Source organism: Aeromonas rivipollensis (assembly GCF_010974825.1).
GTDB classification, from domain to species: Bacteria; Pseudomonadota; Gammaproteobacteria; order Enterobacterales; family Aeromonadaceae; genus Aeromonas; species Aeromonas rivipollensis.
The window spans coordinates 55,518-78,913 of sequence record NZ_JAAILA010000012.1; the positions used below are offsets into that span (position 1 = coordinate 55,518).

At 60.6% G+C, this 23,396-nt stretch carries 18 protein-coding genes; 6 read left to right on the plus strand and 12 right to left on the minus strand.

The window, feature by feature from the left end; translation table 11 throughout:
- Window positions 1–554 precede the first annotated feature (554 nt).
- From G4923_RS09070 to apbC, 4 genes are all read right to left on the minus strand, one after another.
- Window positions 555–2,027, minus strand: a complete 1,473-nt coding sequence (locus G4923_RS09070) for an inorganic phosphate transporter (protein WP_106886792.1) — start codon at window positions 2,025–2,027, stop codon at window positions 555–557.
- A 349-nt stretch (window positions 2,028–2,376) separates the two neighbouring features.
- Window positions 2,377–2,958: a dCTP deaminase gene (gene dcd, locus G4923_RS09075; RefSeq protein ID WP_025326971.1), complete on the minus strand. Its 582-nt coding sequence runs from the start codon at window positions 2,956–2,958 to the stop codon at window positions 2,377–2,379.
- Between the two features lie 63 nt (window positions 2,959–3,021).
- Window positions 3,022–3,666, minus strand: coding sequence for a uridine kinase (gene udk, locus G4923_RS09080; protein WP_025326970.1), 645 nt, complete (start codon window positions 3,664–3,666; stop codon window positions 3,022–3,024).
- A gap of 108 nt (window positions 3,667–3,774) precedes the next feature.
- Entirely contained in the window at window positions 3,775–4,857 is a 1,083-nt protein-coding gene (apbC, locus tag G4923_RS09085) for an iron-sulfur cluster carrier protein ApbC (protein WP_106886793.1), read from the minus strand.
- Window positions 4,858–5,042: 185 nt separating this feature from the next.
- On the opposite strand from apbC, the gene metG reads away from it, so the two are divergent.
- Window positions 5,043–7,076 carry a methionine--tRNA ligase gene (gene metG, locus G4923_RS09090; protein WP_163136694.1) on the plus strand — a complete coding sequence of 678 codons (2,034 nt, stop codon included), beginning with the start codon at window positions 5,043–5,045 and terminating at the stop codon, window positions 7,074–7,076.
- A gap of 67 nt (window positions 7,077–7,143) precedes the next feature.
- On the opposite strand, the gene G4923_RS09095 is transcribed toward metG, so the two are convergent.
- Both G4923_RS09095 and G4923_RS09100 read right to left on the minus strand, forming a co-directional pair.
- Complete coding sequence (locus G4923_RS09095; protein ID WP_163136696.1) at window positions 7,144–7,884, minus strand: CHAD domain-containing protein; 741 nt, start codon at window positions 7,882–7,884, stop codon at window positions 7,144–7,146.
- 19 nt (window positions 7,885–7,903) lie between these two features.
- Entirely contained in the window at window positions 7,904–8,176 is a 273-nt protein-coding gene (locus tag G4923_RS09100) for an acylphosphatase (protein WP_025326966.1), read from the minus strand.
- An 85-nt stretch (window positions 8,177–8,261) separates the two neighbouring features.
- Here G4923_RS09100 and G4923_RS09105 point away from each other — a divergent pair, with 85 nt between their 5' ends.
- Window positions 8,262–9,692 (plus strand): methyl-accepting chemotaxis protein, encoded by a 1,431-nt coding sequence (locus G4923_RS09105; RefSeq protein ID WP_163136698.1) that lies wholly within the window; start codon window positions 8,262–8,264, stop codon window positions 9,690–9,692.
- A gap of 328 nt (window positions 9,693–10,020) precedes the next feature.
- Here G4923_RS09105 and G4923_RS09110 read toward each other — a convergent pair whose 3' ends face one another.
- Window positions 10,021–11,553 carry a flagellin N-terminal helical domain-containing protein gene (locus G4923_RS09110; protein WP_106886798.1) on the minus strand — a complete coding sequence of 511 codons (1,533 nt, stop codon included), beginning with the start codon at window positions 11,551–11,553 and terminating at the stop codon, window positions 10,021–10,023.
- A 317-nt stretch (window positions 11,554–11,870) separates the two neighbouring features.
- Here G4923_RS09110 and G4923_RS09115 point away from each other — a divergent pair, with 317 nt between their 5' ends.
- The gene (locus G4923_RS09115; protein ID WP_162627222.1) at window positions 11,871–13,064 is read left to right on the plus strand and encodes a class I SAM-dependent methyltransferase; all 1,194 of its coding nucleotides are present in this window, start codon (window positions 11,871–11,873) and stop codon (window positions 13,062–13,064) included.
- Window positions 13,065–13,474: 410 nt separating this feature from the next.
- On the opposite strand, the gene G4923_RS09120 is transcribed toward G4923_RS09115, so the two are convergent.
- A complete protein-coding gene (locus G4923_RS09120; protein ID WP_163136700.1) occupies window positions 13,475–14,119 on the minus strand; it encodes a glutathione S-transferase family protein in 645 nt (214 codons plus the stop codon).
- A 335-nt stretch (window positions 14,120–14,454) separates the two neighbouring features.
- Here G4923_RS09120 and selD point away from each other — a divergent pair, with 335 nt between their 5' ends.
- From selD to G4923_RS09135, 3 genes are read left to right on the plus strand one after another with little or no spacing between them, the layout of a single operon-like run.
- Window positions 14,455–15,492 carry a selenide, water dikinase SelD gene (gene selD / locus G4923_RS09125; protein ID WP_163136702.1) on the plus strand — a complete coding sequence of 346 codons (1,038 nt, stop codon included), beginning with the start codon at window positions 14,455–14,457 and terminating at the stop codon, window positions 15,490–15,492.
- 52 nt (window positions 15,493–15,544) lie between these two features.
- Window positions 15,545–16,675, plus strand: coding sequence for a tRNA 2-selenouridine(34) synthase MnmH (gene mnmH, locus G4923_RS09130; protein WP_163136703.1), 1,131 nt, complete (start codon window positions 15,545–15,547; stop codon window positions 16,673–16,675).
- Window positions 16,669–17,313, plus strand: coding sequence for an MBL fold metallo-hydrolase (locus G4923_RS09135; protein ID WP_163136705.1), 645 nt, complete (start codon window positions 16,669–16,671; stop codon window positions 17,311–17,313). The genes mnmH and G4923_RS09135 overlap by 7 nt, the downstream gene beginning before the upstream one ends.
- Before the next feature lie 118 nt (window positions 17,314–17,431).
- On the opposite strand, the gene rplY is transcribed toward G4923_RS09135, so the two are convergent.
- The 4 genes from rplY to G4923_RS09155 form a co-directional block, all read right to left on the minus strand.
- Window positions 17,432–17,719, minus strand: coding sequence for a 50S ribosomal protein L25 (gene rplY, locus G4923_RS09140; protein WP_025326956.1), 288 nt, complete (start codon window positions 17,717–17,719; stop codon window positions 17,432–17,434).
- Between the two features lie 163 nt (window positions 17,720–17,882).
- Window positions 17,883–18,725, minus strand: coding sequence for a hypothetical protein (locus tag G4923_RS09145; protein WP_163136707.1), 843 nt, complete (start codon window positions 18,723–18,725; stop codon window positions 17,883–17,885).
- Between the two features lie 110 nt (window positions 18,726–18,835).
- Window positions 18,836–22,750 (minus strand): ATP-dependent RNA helicase HrpA, encoded by a 3,915-nt coding sequence (gene hrpA, locus G4923_RS09150; RefSeq protein ID WP_163136709.1) that lies wholly within the window; start codon window positions 22,748–22,750, stop codon window positions 18,836–18,838.
- 176 nt (window positions 22,751–22,926) lie between these two features.
- Window positions 22,927–23,349, minus strand: coding sequence for a CBS domain-containing protein (locus tag G4923_RS09155; protein ID WP_106886806.1), 423 nt, complete (start codon window positions 23,347–23,349; stop codon window positions 22,927–22,929).
- Between the last annotated feature and the right edge of the window lie 47 nt (window positions 23,350–23,396).

A 23,396-nucleotide genomic window follows, 5' to 3' on the forward strand; every position in this document is an offset into this window, starting at 1 on the left:
ATCCCCTTCCTCTTCTTCCTCATCTGCAGGGACATAAACTGCATGCCCAAGGCAGACTAGAGAACTGGCACTCTCTGTCAGCCTCTCCTCTATCTTGCCTTGCCACAATTAGCCCCCAGGAACCATGCCTGGGAGCGTCGCCCTTGCTCACCCCCATGCAGGCCCTCTTGCTTATCGTGAAAAGCACAGCCCGTCACGGGACAAACAAGGCGTCCGTAACACGGCCAGGAATCATGGCCAGTCACACCGGTGCCGAGCGGTCACTAGCGGGGCTGGATTCAAGGAATGAAGGGCGGATAAGAGGATGAGACGATGGCTTAGTAGCCTCTGCCCCTGACAGGCGGGATGGGCTGCGGTCAGGCTTCTCTGCTGACAAGGGGGTTGAATGAGGAAGATGCAGGCTGGCGGGATCTATCAGTGAATAAACACCCTTGTTTGATGGCATATAAGGCATGTTTCTACCGGTTGCCGAGCATGACGGCTAGCAGCGGCCTGATCCCAGCCATGAAAAAAGGGCCCGCAGGCCCTTTGTCATTGATGTTGTGTGTTAGCTGTCAGCCACCAAACAGATTGTTGCTGATCAGGAACAGTCCACCGGAGAGCAGCATGGTAAGCGGCAGGGTCAGAACCCAGGCCAGCAAGATGGTCTTGATGGTCTGACTCTGCAGGCCCGATTTGTTCGCCACCATGGTCCCCGCCACCGCGGAAGAGAGGATATGGGTGGTGGATACCGGCATGCCGGTCATGCTGGCTACCCCGATGGAGGCAGCAGCCGTGATCTGGGCGGCAATGCCCTGGCTGTAGGTCATGCCGGAAGAGCCTATCTTCTCGCCCACTGTGTAGACGATACGACGCCAGCCCACCATGGTGCCGCAACCCAGCGCCAGCGCGATGGAGACGATGACCCAGGTCGGCGCGTATTCGGCCGTGGCGGTCAGGTCCTTGCGCCATTTGGCGAGATCGGTCAGCTCCTTGGCCGGCAACGGCAGCTTGGAGACCTTGCGGGCAGTGTCGTCGATACAGAGCAGCAGACGGCGCACCTCGCGGCGATCGGTCAGGCTCATCTGCTCGTAGGTACGCACCTGGCCCAGACGGTTGTCCAGGGTGGCCATGGCCTCGAGGGCCTCACCAGCCTCGCAATGAGTCATCAACTCTTCCTGGGCATGAGCAGGAACGCTGAAGTTCACGACAGTGGACACCTGCTCCTGATTGCGCTGGTAGATCTCCATGATGCGCTGGTTGGCATCCTGGGTTCTGTCCAGATCGTAGGAGCGGCTGTTCATGTCCAGTGCGAAGTAGGCGGGCGCCATGCAGATCAGCACCAGCATCACCAGACCTATGCCCTTCTGACCATCGTTGGAGCCGTGCACGAAGCTCACCCCCATGGCAGAACAAATCAAGGTCACACGGGCCCAGAACGGCGGATGCTTCTTGCCGTCCACCAGCAGTCGCTCTTCCGGGGTTTTGTGGATCTTGCTACCAAGCCAGACTCGCTTCATCGCGAACAGCAGCAAGGCGGCAATGATGAAGCCCACTGTGGGAGAGATGATGAGGGAGAGCATGATGTCGATGGCTTTGCCGACGTTGATGCCCTCATTCAGAGGTTGATCGCTGATCAGGGCATAGGCACCGCCTACCCCCAGAATGGAGCCGATCAGCGTGTGAGAGCTGGACGCCGGGATGCCGAAGTACCAGGTTCCCAGGTTCCAGACAATGGCTGAAAACAGCAGGGAGAACACCATGATCAGACCCTGGGTCGAATCCATGCCGAGCAGCAGATCGATGGGCAACAGATGGACAATGGCATAGGCCACCCCCAATCCCCCCATCATGACCCCGGCAAAGTTGAACAGGCCGGAAGCCACTACCGCAGTGTGCGCGGGCATGGCCTTGGTATAGATAACCGTTGCTACCGCGTTGGCGGTATCGTGAAAGCCATTGATGAACTCATAGGCCAGCACAAAAAAAACGGCCAATACCAAACCTATTGACCACCACAAACCCAAACCACTAAACATTTCAAACATAAAAACGAACCTGTTTATGAGTTGCGGCGGATTATGCCAGAAGGCTCGGTGCGCCATACCCGTTGTTGAAATATTTCAGTAAGAAAAAAAAAGGGCTTTCCGTCAGAAAATGTCTTAGGCCCTGCTGGAATGGGACTTGTCATGGATTAATTAAAGCCCGTTTACACCTCATGGGTAGCTGTCAATCAACACCAAACATACCTCAACTCACCGCCAAGTTGGCGATTTTACACGCGTTTTACCATCAGGTTCCCACCTCACTGGCCGCCTTACCGCACATCCCCTCCCCTTCGCAGAAAAGCAAAAGGGTGCCGAAGCACCCTCTATATAAGCAGCATGAAGGCGGACATCAGTCCTGGTTGATGCGGCTGGCCACCGCACCTTGCTGGCTCTTGTACTTGGCGTTTTCCCGCTTGTTGTAGGGGCGGGCCGCGGCGCCGGAGAGCATCTCGAAGTTCAGCGCCCCTATCTTCATCTTGGGACGCAACGCCAACGGCAGTTTGCCGCCGTTGTAGAACTCCAGCACGATGCGACCGGACCAGCCCGGATCGATGCGGTGCGCGGTCACGTGCACCATGAGGCCGAGCCGTGCCAGGGAGGAGCGCCCGTCCAGCCAGCCGACGATGTCCGCAGGCAGGGTCACGGACTCGTAGGTCACCGCCAGCGCCAGTTGACCCGGGTGCAGATAGAAGGCTTCGCCGTCCGGGATGTGGATCTCGTCGCTCATCACCCGATCGATGGCATCGGCCATCTCGCTGCTCGGACCGCTCAGATCGATATAGGGGGCGGTATGATCGCGAAACACGCGAAACTCGTTGCCGAGCAGCACATCGACGCTGACGCCACTGATCCGCTCAACACCGGGCCTCGGCTCAATGACGATCTTGCCTTCATCCAGATGGCGTTCGATATCGGTATCACAAAGACGCATTCGGCGACTCTCCTGACAAAAGTTTCATTTAAAAAAGCCGGGCATCACCCGGCTTGTTTCATATCAACCAATCAACATGTGGCGGATGCGCGCCTTGAGCATGTCGATGGCGATGCGGTTCTTGCCGCCACGGGGCACTATCACGTCCGCATACTGCTTGGACGGGTCGATGAACTGCATGAACATGGGGCGGACCGTCTTCTGATACTGCTTGAGGACGGAGTCCATGGTGCGGCCACGCTCTTGCACATCACGCACCAGACGGCGCAGCAGACAGATGTCCAGCGGGGTATCCATGAAGATGGAGGCATCCATCAGCTCCCGCAGACGACTGTCGGTCAGCAGCAGTATGCCTTCCAGAATGATGACCCGGCGCGGCGCGAAGGCGGTGACCTCGCTCAAGCGCGTGTGTTCGGTATAGGAGTACTGGGGGATATTGACGGCATCCCCTTGCACCAGCTGGGTCAGATGCTGCACCAGCAGATCGTGATCCAGGGCATTGGGATGGTCATAGTTGGTCTTGACCCGCTCTTCCATGGTCAGGTGGGTCTGATCACGGTAGTAGCAATCCTCGGTGATCACACCAATCTGACCTGCGCCCAGCTCGGCCACCAGCTCTTCGTAGATGGTTTGAGCGATAAGACTCTTGCCGGATGCGGACGCACCAGCAATACCGATGATCACACACGAATGTTGAGTATCAGACATTGAAAATACCTAAAGAGAAGAGCACTGGGGATTGTTTAAACCGATCCATTATATAAAAAAGGGTGGTTCATGCCCACCCCAAATCCATTGCAACCGGCCGACAGCCGATTATTCGTCCAGCGCCACCGTGTAGAGCGGGGTCGCAATCGGTTTACCACTGAAATAGAGCTCGGCCCCCACCCGACGGGCCAGTTTCAGATAGGCCTCAGCCAGTCCTCCCTCCGGTGATCCGAACACGGTAGGACAGCCATCGTCCATGTGCTGGCGGATGTCGATGTGCAGCGGCAGCTGACCAAGCAGTGCCACTTGATACTGCTCTGCCATCTTCTTGCCGCCACCGGTACCGAACAGCGCCTCGTGATGACCGCAGGCACTGCAGACGTGATAACTCATGTTCTCGACGATGCCGAGCACGGGTACATTGACCTTGTTGAACATGGCGATCCCCTTGCGGGCATCCGCCAGCGCCACATCCTGCGGTGTGGTGACGATCAGGGCGGCCGTGGTCGGCACCTGCTGGGCCAGGGTGAGCTGGATGTCCCCTGTGCCTGGCGGCATATCCACCACCAGGTAATCCACCTCTCCCCAGCGAGTCTCGTGGAGGATCTGCGCCAGCGCCTTGCTAGCCATGGGGCCGCGCCAGATGGTGGCATCCTGCTCCGCCACCAGGTAGCCGATGCTGTTGGTCTTGAGACCACAGGCCATGACAGGCTCCATCAACTTGCCGTCCAGGCTGTGGGGGCGCTCCTTGAGAGTCCCCATCATGGTCGGAATGGAGGGGCCATAGATGTCCGCATCCAGAATGGCGACCCGTGCCCCCTCCTTTTGCAGGGCCAGCGCCAGGTTGACGGCGGTGGTGGACTTGCCCACCCCGCCCTTGCCGGAGGCCACCACCAGGATGTTGCGAATGCCCTGTACCGCTGCCAGTTGCTGGGCGCGAGGCATGCTCGCCACCTCGATATCGCACTGCCAGTCGACGATGGCGGCGCCCGTGGCGGCCCTGATATGGGCATCGAAGGCTTCTTTCATCTGTTCAAACAGGGTCTGGCCGGCAAAGGGCAACACCAGCTTGATGGTCAGGGTCTGCCCATGCTGCTCGATGGCACGCACAAAACCGGCCGCCACCAGATCCTGGCCCCATCCAGCCGGCTTAAATTCGGCAAGGATCTGTTTTACTGAATCAATCACCATTAACTCCCCATTATGTTGTCGTTATCCTGAGGTGAAGGGTTACCGCACACAAATCAGTGGCTTGCCGACGTTCTCATGATGCCGTCCGCTGCGGGCCTGCGGGCCACAACCCTAGGCAGGCCGCCCCCAATTCGGGTAACATGCTCGGCACTGTATCATCCCAACAGGCACATCAAGAACGTATTATGGCAACTGATCCTCGTAGAATGCTGGTAACCTGCGCCCTCCCCTATGCCAACGGCTCCATCCATCTTGGCCACATGCTGGAACACATCCAGGCCGATATCTGGGTTCGTTATCAGCGAATGCGTGGCCATCAGGTGCATTTCGTCTGTGCCGATGACGCGCACGGTACCCCCATCATGCTCAAGGCGCAGCAGATGGGGATCACTCCCGAGGAAATGATCGCTGCCGTATCCCAGGAGCATCAGGGGGATTTTGCCGGCTTCAACATCAGCTTCGACAACTATCACTCGACCCACAGCGACGAGAACCGCGAGCTGGCCGGGCTTATCTATGGCCGCCTCAAAGAGTCCGGCAAGATAAAAATCCGCACCATCTCCCAGCTGTTCGATCCGGAAAAGTCCATGTTCCTGCCGGACCGCTTCGTCAAGGGCACCTGCCCCAAGTGCAAGTCCCCGGAGCAATACGGTGACAACTGCGACGCTTGCGGCGCCACCTACAGCCCGACCGAGCTGATCGACCCGAAATCCGCCGTCTCCGGTGCTACCCCGGTGATGAAGGACTCCGAGCACTTCTTCTTCGATCTGCCCCAGTTCGAAACCTGGCTCGCCGACTGGGTGCGCGGCTCAGGTGCCATCCAGGAAGAGATGGCCAACAAGATGCAAGAGTGGTTCGAATCCGGCCTGCAGCAGTGGGACATCACCCGCGACGCCCCCTACTTCGGGTTCGAGATCCCGGGCGCCCCGGGCAAGTACTTCTACGTCTGGCTGGATGCCCCCATCGGCTATATGGCGTCGTTCAAGAACCTGTGCGACAAGCGCGGTGACATCGACTTCGACAGCTACTGGAAGGCGGACTCCGAGGCCGAGCTCTATCACTTCATCGGCAAGGACATCGCCTACTTCCACTGCCTGTTCTGGCCGGCCATGCTGGAAGGGGCGGGTTTCCGCAAGCCGACCAAGGTCAACGTGCACGGTTATGTGACCGTCAACGGCGCCAAGATGTCCAAGTCCAAGGGCACCTTCATCAAGGCGTCCACCTACTTGAAGCACCTGGATCCCGAGTGCCTGCGTTACTACTACGCCGCCAAGCTCAACAGCCGCATCGACGATCTGGACTTGAACCTCGAAGACTTCGTCTCCCGGGTCAATGCCGACGTGGTCAACAAGCTGGTCAATCTGGCCTCCCGCAATGCCGGCTTTATCGCCAAGCGTTTCGACGGCAAGCTGGCCGACAGCTGCAGCGAACCCGAGCTCTACGCCGAGTTCGCAAGCGCCCGCGCCTCCATCGCCGATGCCTACGAGGCCCGTGAGTTCAGCCGCGCCATCCGCGAGATAATGGCGCTCGCCGACAAGGCCAACCGCTATGTGGATGACAAGGCTCCCTGGGTCATCGCCAAGCAGGAAGGAGCGGATGCCCAGCTGCAGGACGTCTGCTCCGTGGGCATCAACCTGTTCCGGGTGCTGATGGCTTACTTGAAGCCCGTCATGCCGCACCTGGCCGAGCGCGCCGAAGCCTTCCTGGGTGAGACCCTCAGCTGGGATGGCGTGGCCCAGCCGCTGACCCACCACCAGCTGGCCCCCTTCAAGGCGCTCTTCTCCCGCATCGAGCCCGCCAAGGTGGAAGCCATGGTGGAAGCCTCCAAGGAAGATCTGGCCAAGGAGCAGGCGCCAAAAGCGACTGGCCCGCTGGCAGACGACCCTATCAGCGAAACCATCAGCTACGAGGATTTTGCCAAGATTGATCTGCGGGTGGCCCTCATCAAGAAGGCAGAAGCGGTACCGGAAGCCGAGAAGCTGCTGAAACTTCAGCTCGACATCGGCGGTGAGACCCGTCAGGTGTTTGCCGGCATCAAGTCCGCCTACAACCCGGAAGATCTGGAAGGCAAGCTGACCGTGATGGTGGCCAACCTGGCCCCACGCAAGATGCGCTTTGGCATGTCCGAAGGCATGGTGCTGGCCGCAGGCCCGGGCGGCAAGGATCTCTGGATCCTGGAGCCCCAGGAAGGCGCACAGCCAGGCATGCGCGTCAAATAAGCGCAGCCGACACCCAAATGAAAAGAGAGGCCCAGCGCCTCTCTTTTTTTATCCCCTTTTCTTAGCGCTAATCTTGGCGCAGCAACGCCATCCGCAGACCAATCAGCTCCGCCTGCCGGCAGTCCAGCTGGTGCAACTGGCAGCATATCGCCTCCCGCAGGGCGCGCACTTGCTTGTTCCGCCCCGTCTGACGACGCAGCCGCCTGTGCCATTGCCGGGCGTCCTGCAACTGACCCAACCTGTCCTGCCACTCGATCAGCATGGAGAGCCAGGCCGGATCGCCCTCCCCCTGCCCCACCAGCAGCTCCACCCCATAACGGGTCTGCTTCAGGACCAGCCGCAACCTGTGCCAGTGACGCAGCCGCAGTCTGTTGCCGGCAGAGTGCTCCAGCCCGGGCTCGGCCAGACAATCCGCCAGACCAAGCGCCAGATGCATCTGAAAAAGCGGCAGGGGATTGAAGTCGGCAGGGACCAGCAACAATCGATCCAGCCAGCGCGCCAGTCGCACCGTCAGCATGGGCACCCGGGGGGCGGCCTCAGGGAGGGGCTTTCCGCCAAAGTGCGCCGCATAGACCTGGGCATCCCGCAGGGCGGAGAGTCGGCCCACCGCGCGCATCAGTCGCCGCTCCAGCCCGGGTTCATGGATCAGGGGACGCCAGAGGGCGAGCAGGGCCAGCAGGCGACGGGTCGCAATCCGGTAGCCATGGACCTCCTCCGATCCCGCCCGCTGGCGCAGGGCCAGGGTGGCGGCCCAGTATTGATCCATGAGACGGCGAGCCTGCTCTAGCCCCTTGCCCTGATCCATCATCTACCAGCCTCCTGCCTGCTCAGTTGGTATGAAAACCGGAGCCCGTGGGGGGCAATGCCCGGGTGCACTCCATTTTGGTCACCGTGGCCGTTCGGGGCCCGTGCTCCAGCCAGCCCAGCATCATCTGCACCTTCTGCTCAGGGCCAGCTATCAGGATCTCCACAGAGCCATCTTCCAGGTTGTAGGCATGCCCCCTCAGCCCCAGCTGCAGTGCCCGCTCCCGGGTGAAGTAACGAAACCCCACCCCCTGTACCTGACCCCATACCCGCACGACAAACGATTGCTCTCCCATTTATCACACCTTCCCCTTAAGAAATTTTCCCCCAGGGCGATAATGAGCACGACACTCTCTCCCCCTTGCAGGACGCAATACCATTATGAAAGAAGTTAAATTCCGGTGGGTTGACCGTTATCTCATTCACCTCACGATCAGCGAAAAATTTCTCATCACCTTCTGGTGCCCCTTGTTGTTCATCGCCTTTCTCACCTGGTACCTGCTGGCCGACGGTCATGATCAGCAGATGCAGATCCGGCTGGATCAACTCAAGCAACGGGTAGAGACCACGGCCCAACTGATCACCCAGCAGCCCACCCTCACCCTGCCGGCCGAGCTCACCCTGGCGCCTACCGGCAGCACCGGTCTGACCCAGCAGGGAGATCGCTTTCAATATAGTGCCCAGGCCGGCCAGGCCGGTTTTGTCAGCGGCACCCTGAACGCCGGCAACTTTTCCATGTGGGATGGACAGGGGACCACCCTCACCATCATAGCCGTGCTGGCCGCCCTGCTTGCCCTCATCACCCACTATCTGATGACCTTCGTCTCCGGGGCCCTCTACTCCACCAACAAGGCGCTGCAGACGGTGGCGAACGGGGATCTCACCTTCCGCCTCAACTTCTTCCCGGTGCGGGACGAGTTCTCCATCCTGGCGGGCAGCATCGACCGCTTCACCGATCGTCAGCACAAGATAGTGCAACTGGTGGAGGAGTCCGCCGAGGCGCTCACCATGGCCGCCGACGAGTTCCGCGAGCACGCCAGTGACGGAGAGACCCTGGCCCGCGCCCAGCGCCAGCACATGGACTCCCTGGCCGCCGCCATGGAGCAGATGTCTGCAGCGATCCGCGAAGTGGCCCGCAACGCCAACGACACCCTGCTGCAGACCCGCCAATCCAGTGAAGAGGCGGCCAACGGCGCCCAGCGGGTGGCGCGCACCATTGCCGCCATCCGTACCTTGGCAGACGAGATAGGCAACGCCTCCGGCGCCGTCGAGCGGCTGACCCACAATGCCAACCGCATCAACGAGGTGGTCAACGTCATCAACGCCATCTCCCAGCAGACCAACCTGCTGGCGCTCAATGCCGCTATCGAGGCCGCTCGTGCCGGCGAGCAGGGCCGTGGCTTCGCCGTGGTGGCAGACGAGGTACGCACCCTCGCCAGCCGCACCCAACAGGCTACTGTGGAGATCCAGCAGATGATTGAAGAGCTGCAGGCCGGCACAGGGGCGCTTAACGACATCATGGAGAAGACGGTCGGGCGCGCCGCCAGCAGCCAGCAACTCATCACCGAGGTGGGCCAGGACATCGACAAGCTGAGCAGCCACAGCGACGCCGTGCTGGAGATGAGCACCCAGATCGCCACCTCCAGCGAAGAGCAGAGCTCGGTAGCAGAAGAGATCACCCGCAACCTGGACCAGGTGCGCCACGAGGCCAGCCGGGTGGAAGAGTCCGCCAGCGCCTCGGTCGCCGGCACCACTGGCCTCAAGGCCACCGCCACCGAGCTCGGCCAGGCCATGACGGGCCTGAGGATCTGAACGCTCTGAGTTAGGATAGGCCTGCATTATTTCAGCTTGCCCTGAGTCACTCAAATTCCCCGATGTTCCGCATCGGGGAATTTTTTAGCTCCTGCAGCAACCCCAATCCCCAGTATTTTGTTCAACCGCTCAGCCGAGTGTCTTCAGATACCTTAGTCGTGAGTCTTTGGAGATCTTGATCGTGGGTGATCACTCTAACTAAGTCCGAGTTTTGGATATAACCTCTCACCAACCATTTCACTAAGGCCACTGTGCGGCGATCAGGCTCGATGAGGGGGGATATGCAACCAGAGAGGTTAGGGGTATTACAGCTCCATATTCGGCAAACTCAGGACTGCAACAAACTCAGCGCCAATTTGGGGCGGCTATTGGCCTGACTCAATATGCTGGTACTGGCCTGTTGCATGATTCGAGTCCGAACCATGCGCGCAGACTCACTCGCCATGTCGGCATCCCGGATCCGTGAGCGAGCAGCACTCAGGCTTTCATTGCTCGTGCTCAAATAACGCCCCCTCGCCTCCAGTGAGTTGGCCTGAGCCCCAATCTGGGAGCGCTGTGCACCGAGCTGCTTCATCCCTGCATCCAGTGTCCTGATGGCACGACTAGCGTTGCTCCCGTTCAGTACGTCTATGTTGTCGACCGTATATTTCTGCTTATCTTGAAGGAAAAAGCCGAGGGAGCCCAAGGTGTTACCTTCCATATCAATATTGGAATACTGAGTACCCGATGAGCTGAGCTCAAGTTGTCCAATATAAGTCGTGCTGCTCACATCCGTGAGCAAGGCTGAGAGTGACGGGTTAGCGGAGATAGGTGGAACTGGGGGGGCTGGAGGCGCTGGCTGGGGTGGCTGGGGTGGATGAGTGGTGCCATTTGCCAGGGTAAGACTCCTCCCCTGAGAACTATTGATGGTGAGCTGATTGTTGGCTGGGTTGTTGTTATATGAACCACTGACGGAGAAACCAAGACCGGCAGATTGTGCAGCCAGGTTGATCCGATGAACGACCTCCGCCATCAGCCAACTATTCTCCGACGTCGGGTTCACAGGATCCCAGCCCGTCATGTCGATGCCGGTTGTCAAATCCACTGTCTGTCCTTCGATATCGATATAGGAAGGAAGGGTGGACAGATCGATGAACGACCTTACCGAAAATGGATGCTGTAGAGCCTCCACCGGGCCCTGATTATTGGGGAAGCTGGTGCTATTGATGTCGGAGACAAAGGCTTCCAACGTTGGATAGTTCTTGTCAAACGTCACGCCATTGAGCGTGATAGGTTGTGTACCAAGCTGTAAACCATCAATGCTGTGAGCGCCGGGTTTGCTGCTGGCTGGGCTGCGGGACTGCCAGACCACTTCGCCCAGATTTTTGGTCTGTGCATTCAAATCCGTGATGACCATACTTTGGTCAGCGTAAGCCCCGATAGAAAATATCCCTTTATATGTCCCGGCCAATAGATTCTGCCCGGCAAAGGTCGTCTTGGTCGCGATGCGATCCATTTCCAGACGCATCTGCTGGAATTCAGCATTGAGTGCGGCACGGTCATCCGCCGAATTGATGCCACTGCCAGCTTGCAGAGCAAGCGTCCGCATACGCTGCATGAGATTCATCGATTCATCCATTGCTCCATCGGCCACATTGATCACGGAGATGGCATCGTTGACATTGCGAATAGCCCCATTAGTACCATTGATTTCGCTTGTCAGACGATTGCTAATCTGAAGCCCCGCCGCATCATCTGCTGCACTGTTGATACGCAGACCCGAGGATAAACGCTTAAATACAGAGTCAAAAGTACCCGATGCACCACCGAGATTGCGCTGTGCCGTCATCGCAGAAACATTGGTACGAACAGAGAGTGACATTATGTGCCCACCGGAGAAGATAAGATTCAATTTGGTCTTTAAACACTATCGACATCACCATATGAATCTTTATGAAAAACTGACTGACAAGATGAAAAATATTAATAATTTCAGCGTTCCCAAGCACATGACACTGTGAGGCGATATGAAAGGGGCTTATGGCCGGCATTGCCACCCTTGCTGGCACCTTGAACGATTCCTTACGCATCTCCCTTGCTATTGACCCCCGATTGTTAACCCTGCAAGCAAACTCTGGCTTAGCGAGGCCGTTGCACATAGAATGTGGCCCCTTTTCTTTTGACCATCTGGCAACTCCCATGAGCGCTTCCATCTATCTCGTCAAAGGCCGCGAAAAATCCCTGCTGCGCCGTCACCCCTGGATCTTCTCCAAGGGGATCGACAAGGTGCAGGGCAACCCCATCGATGGCGATACCGTCGAGATCTACTCAAACGATGGCAAGTGGCTCGCCCGGGGCGCCTGGTCAGGCAGCTCCCAGATCCGTGCCCGGGTCTGGACCTTCGACAAGGACGAAACCATCGATCTCGACTTCTTCATCCGTCGCCTCAAATATGCCCAGGAGTCCCGGGATCCGCTGATCAAGCGTCAGGGTCTCACCGGCTATCGCCTCTGCGCCGCCGAATCCGACGGCCTGCCGGGTCTGACCATAGACCGTTACGCCAACTTCCTGGTGTGCCAGATCCTCTCCGCCGGGGCCGAGTTCCAGCGCGAGCTGATAACCCAAGCCCTGCGTACCCTCTACCCCGAGTGCAGCATCTATGAGCGCTCCGACGTGGCCGTACGCAAGAAGGAGGGGCTCAAAGAGCGCACCGGCGTCATCCATGGCGAGACCCCGACCGAGCCTGTGGTGATCGAGGAGAACGGCGGCGTCAAGATCCTGGTGGACATTCGCAACGGCCACAAGACCGGCTTCTATCTGGATCAGCGTGACAACCGCCAGGCCGCCGCCAAGTACACCGAAGGCAAGCGGGTGCTCAACTGCTTCTGCTACACCGGCGGCTTTGGCGTCTACGCCCTCAAGGGCGGCGCCCGTGAGGTGGTCAACGTCGATCTCTCCCAGAATGCCCTGGACATAGCCCGCCAGAACGCCGAGCTCAATGGTCTGGATACCAGCACCACCCAGTTCGTGCGCCACGATGTGTTCAAGCTGCTGCGGGAATACCGCGAGAAGGGCGAGAAGTTCGATGTGATAGTGCTGGATCCGCCCAAGTTTGCCGAGAGCAAGGCCCAGCTGCTGGGTGCCTGCCGCGGCTACAAGGACATCAACATGCTGGCGTTCCAGCTGTTGGCGCCGGGTGGCGTGCTCTTGACCTACTCCTGCTCCGGCCTGATGGAGCAGAGCCTGTTCCAGAAGATAGTGGCCGATGCGGCCCTCGATGCCGGTCGCGATGCCCAGATCCTGGAGCTGCTCTCCCAGGCTTCCGATCACCCCATCGGCACCGCCTATCCGGAAGGCTTCTACCTCAAGGGGCTGGTGGTTCGCGCCCGCTAGAAGGCGCCAACCAGCGCTGCCCCGGTGCCAGGCCGGGGCTGATGCCAAGCCACAGAGAAGGCCCGCTAGCGATAGCGGGCCTTCTCTGTTTTGCGTTCCCAAGAGATAACGCTCACTCCGCCTGCCTCCTCCTCAACTTGCTGTCATTCCTCTGCGTTGCCTAGCCATTAGCCAATGGTCCATGCTCACCGGCAGATGACCCTCACCAGGGGTGAGGATGGCCGATGCTTTTATGCATAAACATGAAAATAAAATCACACACCTTGGAAAATACTCGGGGAAATATCGGACAAAACCGCAACGACACTCATTTTTCTGCATAAAACGTCCTTACCCCTCTTCCATCTCCCTTGCGGTGTGCGGTAGCAGTTCTGGGTTGGCTGCCTTCTGCCGGGATCACTCCGCCCGGCTCAGTCACGGGCCGGCGCCCCCAGGGGGAAGTAGTGGCGATAGGGCCGTGCCTCATCCACCACCCGGACTATGGAGGGGTGGCCCAGCAGGCGGGCGCGGTAGGCACACAGTCTGGTGAGTGAGTGCGGGATCTCATGGGCCCAGTCGGCATAGAAGAGCGAGGGGGCGGCGGCACAATCGGCCAGGGTGAACGCCTCCCCTGCCGCCCAGGTGCGTCCGGCGAGACGCTGGTCCAGCCAGGGGTAGATCTTGTCCAGCAGCTCCCGGGCCTGGGCGACGCCGTAGCCATCGTGATCCCCCGCCGGGCGCATCCTGTCCAGCACCACCTTCTGCATGGGCGTCATCACATAGTTGTCGAACAGGCGATCGAGCATGTGAACCTCGATCCCCGCCTCCCCCTCAGGCACCAGACAATGGGGGCCGGGATGGGCGCATTGAAGATATTCGATGATGGTACTGCTCTCTATCAGGGTGCGCCCCTGATCCACCAGCACAGGAAAGCGCTTGAGGGGCCAGAGGCTGGCGAGTTCGGCCTTCACCGTCGCCGCCTCCAGGTTGAGGTAATCGAAGGGAACGTCATTCTCGTAGAGGGCGATCAGCACCTTCTGGCTGTAGGACGAAAAAGGATGGGCATAGAGTTTCATCGGGATCACTCCTTGTGTGGGTGGCACCCTGCCAGTCTATTCCCATCTGGCCTCCTTCGCCGCCGGGGCCACCCACAGCCCCGCCAATGATGGAGTCTCCTGGCCCTCTTGCAGTCAATGGGGATCGGAATCCTCACGCTCTTTGTGGCATAATGCGCCGTCCCGTGACTCCGTTGGCGCGACCCTGGGGGCCAGACTCTCAATGCCACCCGGCACGCCCTGCCGGCCCGCCGCCCATCCGGATCACCCGTCTCTGGTGGACCCTTCACACAGGTCACACCGTTATCGCGCCGCGTCACGCGCGCCGACATGAGTTTGAACCAAGAGGGGTAAGCATGTCTTCCATTCGTCTGACCCAGTACAGCCACGGCGCTGGCTGTGGGTGCAAAATTTCCCCCAAGGTGCTCGACACCATTTTGAAGAGCCAGATCCCGGGCTTTGACGATCCGACCCTGATCGTCGGCAACAGCAGCAAGGATGACGCCGCCGTGGTGGACATCGGCAACGGTCAGGGCATAGTCTCCACCACCGACTTCTTCATGCCCATCGTCGACGATCCCTTCACCTTCGGCCGCATCGCCGCCACCAACGCCATCAGCGACATCTACGCCATGGGCGGCAAGCCCATAGTCGCCATCGCCATCCTCGGCTGGCCCATCAACACGCTGGCGCCTGAAGTGGCCCAGCAGGTGATCGACGGCGGTCGTCAGGTGTGTCATGAGGCGGGCATCTCGCTCGCCGGTGGCCACAGTATCGATGCCCCCGAGCCCATCTTCGGCCTGGCGGTGACCGGCATAGTACCGCTCGATGCCATCAAGCAGAACGACACCGCCATGGTGGGTGATGTGCTCTATCTCACCAAGCCCCTTGGCATCGGCATACTCACCACGGCCCAGAAGAAGGGCAAGCTCAAACCCGAGCACGAGCAACTGGCTCCCGAGGCCATGTGCACCCTCAACAAGATTGGCCAGCAGTTTGCGGCCCTGCCCGGCGTGCACGCCATGACGGACGTCACCGGCTTCGGGCTGGCGGGCCACCTGCTGGAGATGTGCGAAGGCTCAGGGGTATGCGCCCGCCTCGACTTCAAGGCGCTGCCCCTGCTGGACGAGGTGGATCACTACCTGTCCGAGGGCTGCGTGCCGGGCGGTACCCTGCGCAACCACGACTCCTACGGCCACAAGCTCGATGCCATGAGTGATCGCACCCGCAACATACTGTGTGATCCCCAGACCAGCGGCGGCCTGCTGGTGGCCGTCGGCCAGGAAACCGAGACCGAATTCCTCGCCATTGCCGAGCAGGCCGGGTTGAGCCTCTCCCCCATTGGCCGCTTGCAGGCACTGGATGGCGCGCGCTTTATCGAGGTCATCCAATGAGTGCACTGCGGTTTGTTGCCAAGACGGCACCGGCCTGCCGGGGGAATGCGCGATGAGTGAGCTGCCACTGGCCAGGGATCTCGCCGCCATCTTCCTGGAGGATATTCCCCTCATCGATCTGCGCGCCCCCGTCGAATTCCAGGAAGGGGCCTTTCCCCATGCCGTCAGTCTGCCGCTGATGACGGATGACGAACGCGCCCAGGTGGGCACCTGTTACAAGCGGCAGGGTCAGGCGGCGGCCATTGAACTCGGCCACAAGCTGGTGGGGGGCGCCGTGCGCGCCGCCCGTATCGAAGGATGGCTGGCGCAGTTGCGCCAGCAGCCAGATGCCCTGCTCTACTGTTTTCGCGGCGGCCTGCGCTCGCAGACGGTGCAGCAGTGGCTGTCCGAGGCGGGGGTCACCCGCCCCCGGGTGGCTGGCGGCTACAAGGAGTTGCGCCGCTTTCTCATCGATACCCAGGAGAGCGCCAGCGCCCAGTGCCACTGGCACGTGCTGACCGGTATGACAGGCTCCGGCAAGACCCACATGCTGGCCAACATTGCCCAGTCGGTGGATCTGGAAGGGCACGCCCATCACAGGGGATCCTCCTTTGGCCAGTTGCCGGGAGGCCAGCCCAGCAACATCAACTTCGAAAACCGGCTGGCCATAGAGCTGCTCAAGCGCCGCCACAAGGGCGAACATGCCTTCGTGGTGGAAGACGAGAGCCGCCTCATCGGTCGCTGCGCCCTGCCTCTTAACCTCTATGAGGCCATGTGCCAGGCCCCCCTGGTGGTGGTAGAGGTGCCCCAGGAGGAGCGAGCCGAGCAGATCCGGGTGGATTACGTGCAGGATCTCTGGCAACGCTACCTGGAGATGTATGGCGCTGAGGACGGCTGGCCGCTGTTTGCCGGCTACCTGACCGATGCCCTGGCCCGGCTCAAGCGCCGCCTCGGGGACAAGGATCACCGGGAGCTGGATGGCTTGATGCAGGCCGCCCTCAAGGAGCAGGCCAGCACGGGGGATACGACGCTGCACCTCGCCTGGATCCGCCTGCTGCTGACCCGCTACTATGACCCCATGTACCTCTATCAGCTGAACAACAAACGCGAGCGGATCCAGTTTCGCGGTGACAAGCAGGCCTGCCTCGCCTACTTCGCCGAGCAGCACGCCCGTCAGACCCCTCAGGAGAGTCCCACATGTTGAAGTTCGAGGTGATCCCGGTCACCCCTTTCGCCCAGAATTGTTCCCTCATCTGGTGTGACGAGACCCATCAGGCGGCGCTGATCGACCCCGGTGGCGAGGCGGACAAACTGCTGGCGGCCATCGCCAAACATGGGCTGACCCTGACCCATATACTGCTGACCCACGGTCATCTGGATCACGTGGGGGCCGCCAACCAGCTACGCGAGCAGACCGGCGTATCCATCACCGGGCCCCACAAGGAAGATGCCTTCTGGCTCGACATGCTGCCCCAGCAGAGCCAGATGTTCGGCTTCGCCCATGCTCCGGCCTTTACACCGGATGGCTGGCTTGAGCAAGGCGACAAGGTGCAGCTGGGCCACTGCGAGCTGGAGGTCTATTTCTGTCCGGGCCATACCCCGGGGCACATAGTGCTGCTCTGCCAGGCCGAGCGACTCGCCTGGGTGGGAGACGTGCTCTTTACCGGCAGCATAGGCCGTACCGATTTTCCCCGTGGCGATCACGCCACCCTGCTCAAGTCGATCACCGAGACCCTGCTGCCCCTTGGGGATGACATCGTCTTCGTGCCCGGCCACGGCCCCAGCTCCACCTTTGGTCGCGAGAAGGCGAGCAATCCCTACCTCAGCCAGCCGGTCTGGTAGAGAGGAAAAAGACGAGAGGGCGACCCCGGGGTCGCCCTCTTTCATGGCTGCGGCAAGAACGCCAGAATGCAAAAAGCCACTCCGAGGAGTGGCTTTTCATTCAACCGGACTGACGCAATTAGATGCGTACGAAGTCCAGGTGAACCAGCTTGTAACGTACCGGGTGACGTTGGATCGCCTTGACGTTTACTTTTACTTCTTCGCCGTTGATGACCAGGGTCAGCTCGGAGGAGTAGAACTCCGGCTTCTCTTGGGCCAGGATCAGCTTTTTGTGGTCCAGGGTAACGGACACGGCTTCTTTGCCTGCACCGTAAACGATGGCAGGAACTTGGTCAGCATGACGCAGGCGGCGGCTCGCACCTTTCCCCAGGTCAGAACGGACTTCAGCTTGGAATACGAAAGACATAGTGGTTATCTCTTTTAAGATGAATATATGGTGTTGACTGCGACCGGTCAGCACCTCGCAAAACGAGCGCGAATACTAGCATGGGCCCGGGGTGGATACAAGGGACGCGCGACTCGCCATCCGCGCCGCCCCACAGCGGCATCAGATCTTATCCGAACGCGGCTCAGCGCCCCTGCTCCAGACGGGCAAACTGCTGCTGGCGCTGGGCCGGGCTCATGGCGTCGAACTGGGCCAGGGTCTCGGCCTTGGGACAGTAAAGGCGCTGGCCTGTCTGTACCCTTATCCCCTTGCCCATTCCGGGGCGATTCTCCTGCACCAGCGCCAACAGATAGCTGTAGGTATCAGACCCGCTGCCCACCTGTGCCTGGAGCTGGCTGGCGATGCGCCAGAGCGTCTCCCCCGCCGCCACCTGGTGACAGACTCGCGACGCCCCTCCCGCCGCGGACGCGGACAGGGTGAGAGTGGTCCCCTCGGCTCCCTGGCCCAGGGCCGCGATCTGCACGGCCCCGACCTGAACGGGGGTCCCCTGAGGGATGGACACCGCCCGCCCCATCAAATTGGCCAGCAACGGCTCGCGCTGCGGCATCCGCCCCCTCCCCGCACGCGATCCCGGCAAGGAGAACTCGGCGATAAAGGCCGCCCCTCCCTGATCCTCGGGGGAGAGAGAGCCGCTGGCGACGTGCTGCACGGCCGATTGGGGGGCCATGCCATAGGCCATCTCATCGATGCGCTTGAGCCTGGCCAGATAGGCCTTGGAGAGCTGGGCCTCCCCTTCGAACAGATCGAAAGGGGGCACCAGACGGGCGGGAAACAGGATCTGCCAGTGGCCGTTCTTCTTCTTCTGTTCGAGCGGCGGAAACTGGTTGCCCCGCCAGGCCACGAAGATGGGAGGCACGGCCCTGTGCACCGGATAGTACTCCGGGTTGAGCTGCACCCAGGTTTGCTCCGCAATGGGCTGATAGCCGCTGATGTTGACCAGCGCAACCCCCAACCAGATCCCCAGCATGTGATGGCCTCCCTTCCTGCGCTTCCCTGGCTCTTATCGCCACACTCTTCGTCGCACTCTTCGCCACGCTCTTCGTCACACTATGGCTCAGAAAACAGATAGATAGCAGCTTAGCACTGGGCGATGGCGCTCTGCACCCGTTTATCGGAGATGGGGTACGGCGTCCCCAGCTGCTGGGCGAAGAAGGAGACCCGCAGCTCCTCTATCATCCAGCGGATATTGGCCACCTCGGGGGGGATCGGCTGGGATTTCGGGATCTTGGCAAGCAGCGCCTTGTAGTCGCTCTCCACGCTCTGCACCTTGAGCATATGGACCCTGTCCCGGTTGGGATCGATGGCCAGCTTCTCGAGGCGCCGCTCGATGGCGCGCAGGTAGCGCAGCAAGTCAGGCAGCCGCTGCCAGCCAGTTTCGGTCACGAACCCCTTGTGAATGAGGTTGCCCAGTTGCAACTGGATGTCCGACATGGCAAAGGCGGTGTCGAGCTGCATCTTGCCCTTGAGCCGCTTCTTGATCTCATGGGAGAGGGTCAGCACGGCTTCTACCTGTTTGGCCACCTCCACCACGGCGTCATTGAGCTCGGCACGGACAAACTCCTTGAGCGACTCGAAACCGGCCTCGTCCCAGGCCAGGCCGCCGTGCTGCTCCATGAGCTTGTCACAGCCACAGGCGATGCAGTCGTCAATCAGCTCGGCCACCTTGCCGAAGGGATTGAAGTAGAGCCCGAGCTTGGCCTTGTTCGGCAGCTTCTCCTGCAGATACTTGATGGGAGATGGCACGTTGAGCAGCACCAGTCGGCGCTGGCCCGCCCACATCAGCTGCTGCTGGGCCACCGGGCTCTCCACCAGCTGGATGGCGACCGAGTCTTTCTGATCCACCAGGGTCGGATAGGCCTTCACCTCGAAGCCGCTGCGCTTCTGGCTGTACTCCTGGGGCAGCTCGCCAAAACTCCACAGGGTGAGGCCCGACTGCTCTATGTCGTCGTCCGCCACCTGGGAGAGGGTCTCCTGCACCTTGCCGCGCAGGGATTCCTTCAGCGCCTCCAGATCCTTGCCTTCCGCGATGGGCTTGTGCTTGTCATCCACCACCCGGAAGGTGAGTTTCAGGTGATCGGGCACCGATGCCCAGTCCCAGGCTTCCCGGGGCACTGTGACCCCCGTCATGCGGCGCAGCTGACGCTCCATCTCGTCCAGCAGCGGCCCCTGCTCGGGATTGAGGGTGGCGAGCAGCGCATCGGCGTAGTTCGGGGCCGGCACGAAGTTCTTGCGCATCGGCTTGGGCATCGACTTGATGAGGGCCACCAGCAGTTCATGGCGCAGCCCGGGGATCAGCCATTCGAACCCCTTCACCTCCACCTGGTTGAGTAGCGGCAACGGAATATGCAGGGTGACGCCATCGGCGGCCTCCCCCGGCTCGAACTGGTAGGTCAGCTTGAGCTTGAGGCGCCCCTGCTGCCAGAAGTTGGGGTAGTCGAGATCGCTGATGTGGGCCGCATCCCCCTTCATCAGCATCTCTTTCTCGAAGTTGAGCAGCTCGGGATCCTGCTTTTGCGCCTCTTTCCACCACTTGTCGAAGTGACGGGCGGAGATCACCTCCTCCGGCAGGCGGGCGTCGTAGAAGCGGAACAGATCCTCGTCATCCACCAGGATGTCGCGACGGCGCGACTTGTGTTCCAGCGCCTCCACCTCGGCCAGGAGCTTGCGGTTCTCGCCAAAGAAGCGGTGGCGGGTCTCGAAGTCCCCTTCCACCAGGGCGCGGCGAATGAAGAGCTCGCGGCACTGGGCCGGATCGATGCGGCTGAAGTTGATGGTGCGCTCATTGACCAGGGTCAGGCCGTAGAGGGTTACCTTCTCCTTGGCCATGACGGCGCCGTTTTTCTTCGACCAGTGGGGGTCGCTGTGGTGCAGCTTGATGAGGTGCGCCGCCAGGGGCTCTACCCATTCCGGCTCGATCTTGGCGTTGATGCGGGCGTAGAGGCGGGAAGTCTCCACCAATTCTGCGGCCATCACCCACTTGGGCGGCTTCTTGAACAGGCCCGAGGCCGGGAAGAGGTGGAAGCGGCCGTTGCGGGCGCCAAGAAACTCTGGCTTTTCCAGATCCTTGTTGCCGATATGGCTCAAGAGGCCGGTCAGCAGGGCGCAGTGCACCGTCTTGAAATCCGCAGGCTCATGGTTGGCTTTGAAGCCCAGCTCTTTCACCGTCTGGCGCAGCTGGAAGTGGATATCCTGCCACTCACGCACCCGCAGGTAGGAGAGAAACTCCTTCTGGCACATGCGGCGGAAGGGGTTGCTGCCGAGGAGATCCTGCTGCTCTTTGAGGTAATTCCACAGATTGACGAAGGCGAAGAAATCGGAATCCTTGTCCTCGAAGCGTCTGTGCTGCTCGTCGGCGGCCTGCTTCTTCTCCATGGGCCGCTCGCGGGGATCCTGAATGCTGAGGCCGGCGGTGATCACCATCACCTCGCTCAGACAGCCGGTTTGCGCCGCCGTGATCACCATCTTGGCGAGCCGTGGATCGAGGGGAATGCGGGACAGCTGGCGACCGGTTTCGGTCAGCTGCAGCTTGGGCTCCTGCTCCCGGGTGCCGGGCAGCTCTTTGACCGCCTCGAGCTCTTTCAAGAGAGTCAAACCATCCTTGATATGGCGCGACTCTGGCGGCTCGACGAAGGGGAAGGCCTCCATGTTGCCAAGGCCGAGCGCCAGCATCTGCAAGATGACGGAGGCCAGGTTGGTGCGCAGGATCTCGGGATCGGTAAAGGCCGGACGGCCGTTGAAATCCTCTTCCGAGTAGAGGCGGATACAGATACCGTCCGCCACCCGGCCGCAGCGACCTTTACGCTGGTTGGCACTGGCCTGGGAGACAGGCTCTATGGGCAGACGCTGCACCTTGGTGCGCCAGGAGTAACGGCTGATGCGGGCTGTGCCCGGATCGATCACATAGCGGATGCCCGGCACCGTCAGCGAGGTTTCCGCCACGTTGGTGGCGAGCACTATGCGCCGCCCGGCATGTTGCTGGAACACCTTGTTCTGCTCGGCATTGGAGAGGCGGGCGTAGAGCGGCAGCACCTCGGTGTCACGCAGGTTGAGCTTGCGCAGGGCGTCGGCGGTGTCGCGAATTTCCCGCTCGCCGTTCATGAAGATGAGGATGTCCCCCAGCCCCTCTCGGGCCAGCTCTTCGACTGCATCGAAGATGCCCTGCAGCTCGTCGCGCTCCTCCAGCCCCTCGCTCTTGTCGCTGCTTTTTTTATCAACAAACAGGGGGCGGTAGCGCACCTCCACCGGATAGGTACGGCCTGAGACTTCTATGATGGGCGCCTGGTTGAAATGGCGGGAGAAGCGCTGGGGATCTATGGTGGCCGAGGTGATGATCACCTTGAGATCCGGGCGCCTTGGCAGCAGCTGCTTGAGATAGCCCAGGATGAAGTCGATGTTGAGGCTGCGCTCGTGGGCCTCATCGATGATGATGGTGTCGTACTGGGTGAGCATGCGGTCGTGCTGGATCTCCGCCAGCAGGATACCGTCTGTCATCAGCTTGATGTGGGTCTGCTCGCTCACCTGATCGGTGAAGCGCACCTTGTAGCCCACGTACTGGCCGAGCTCTGACTCCATCTCTTCCGCAATACGGGCCGCTACCGTGCGGGCCGCGAGGCGCCGCGGCTGGGTGTGGCCTATATAGCCCTTGATCCCGCGCCCGAGCGAGAGACAAATCTTGGGGATCTGGGTGGTCTTGCCCGAGCCGGTTTCGCCGGCGATGATCACCACCTGATGCTCACTGATCGCCTTTGCGATCTCCGCCTGCTTCTGGCTGACCGGCAGGTTGGCCGGGTAGGTGACCCTGGGCACGCCCGCCAGGCGGGATTGATAGCGCGATTCGGCCACCGCCAGATCGGCTGCTATGGTCTCCAGCATGGCGGTCTGTTTGCCTTCCGGCAGCTTCTTGACCCCGTGCAGACGGCTGGAAAGGCGACGGGCATCAAGATTCATGCAGGCAGAGAGACGGCGGCGCAGCGCCTCGATAGAAAGAGACAAGGTAGGAATTCCTTAAATAAGTGCCCAGAGGGGCCATATCGATAAGCTAGGAGCGATCCTAAAGAGCGAGCGGAGGCGGTGCAAGCCTTAAAGCGGCAACTGCCAGGTTCAATGGCGCGGCGGGCAATAAAAAGAGCAGGCACCCGGCCTGCTCCCGATGATCCGGCGAAACCGGATCAGACCCTGGCCTGATGCACGAAGCAGGTACCAAGCTGGGCGTGAATGGCCTGCATCACGTTGTGGCGGCTGATCACCCCGAGCAGGCGACCCTCTTCCACTACTGGATAGATCTTCGGCTTTTGGCCCATCATCATCTCCGCCAGATCCAGGATGCTGGTGTCTGGCCCCACGGCCAGCACCTCCTTGCGCATCACATCCTTGACCTGGGCCACCTGCTCGCAGTGATAGGCCTCTTTCAACATGACGGCAATGCAATCCTGCTCGGACACCCAGCCAATCAGGTGCCCCAGGCTGTCCACCACGGGGCCGCCGAGCTGATGACTGTTGAGAAACTTGGTGACCGCATTTTGCACCATCATGTCCGCGCTGAACGTGATGGGCTTGGTCTGCATATAATCCCTTGCCTTGAGTGATTCCATGACGCTTCCCCCGACAGGCCTCCCGACGGGAGGCGCGAGCCAGGCAC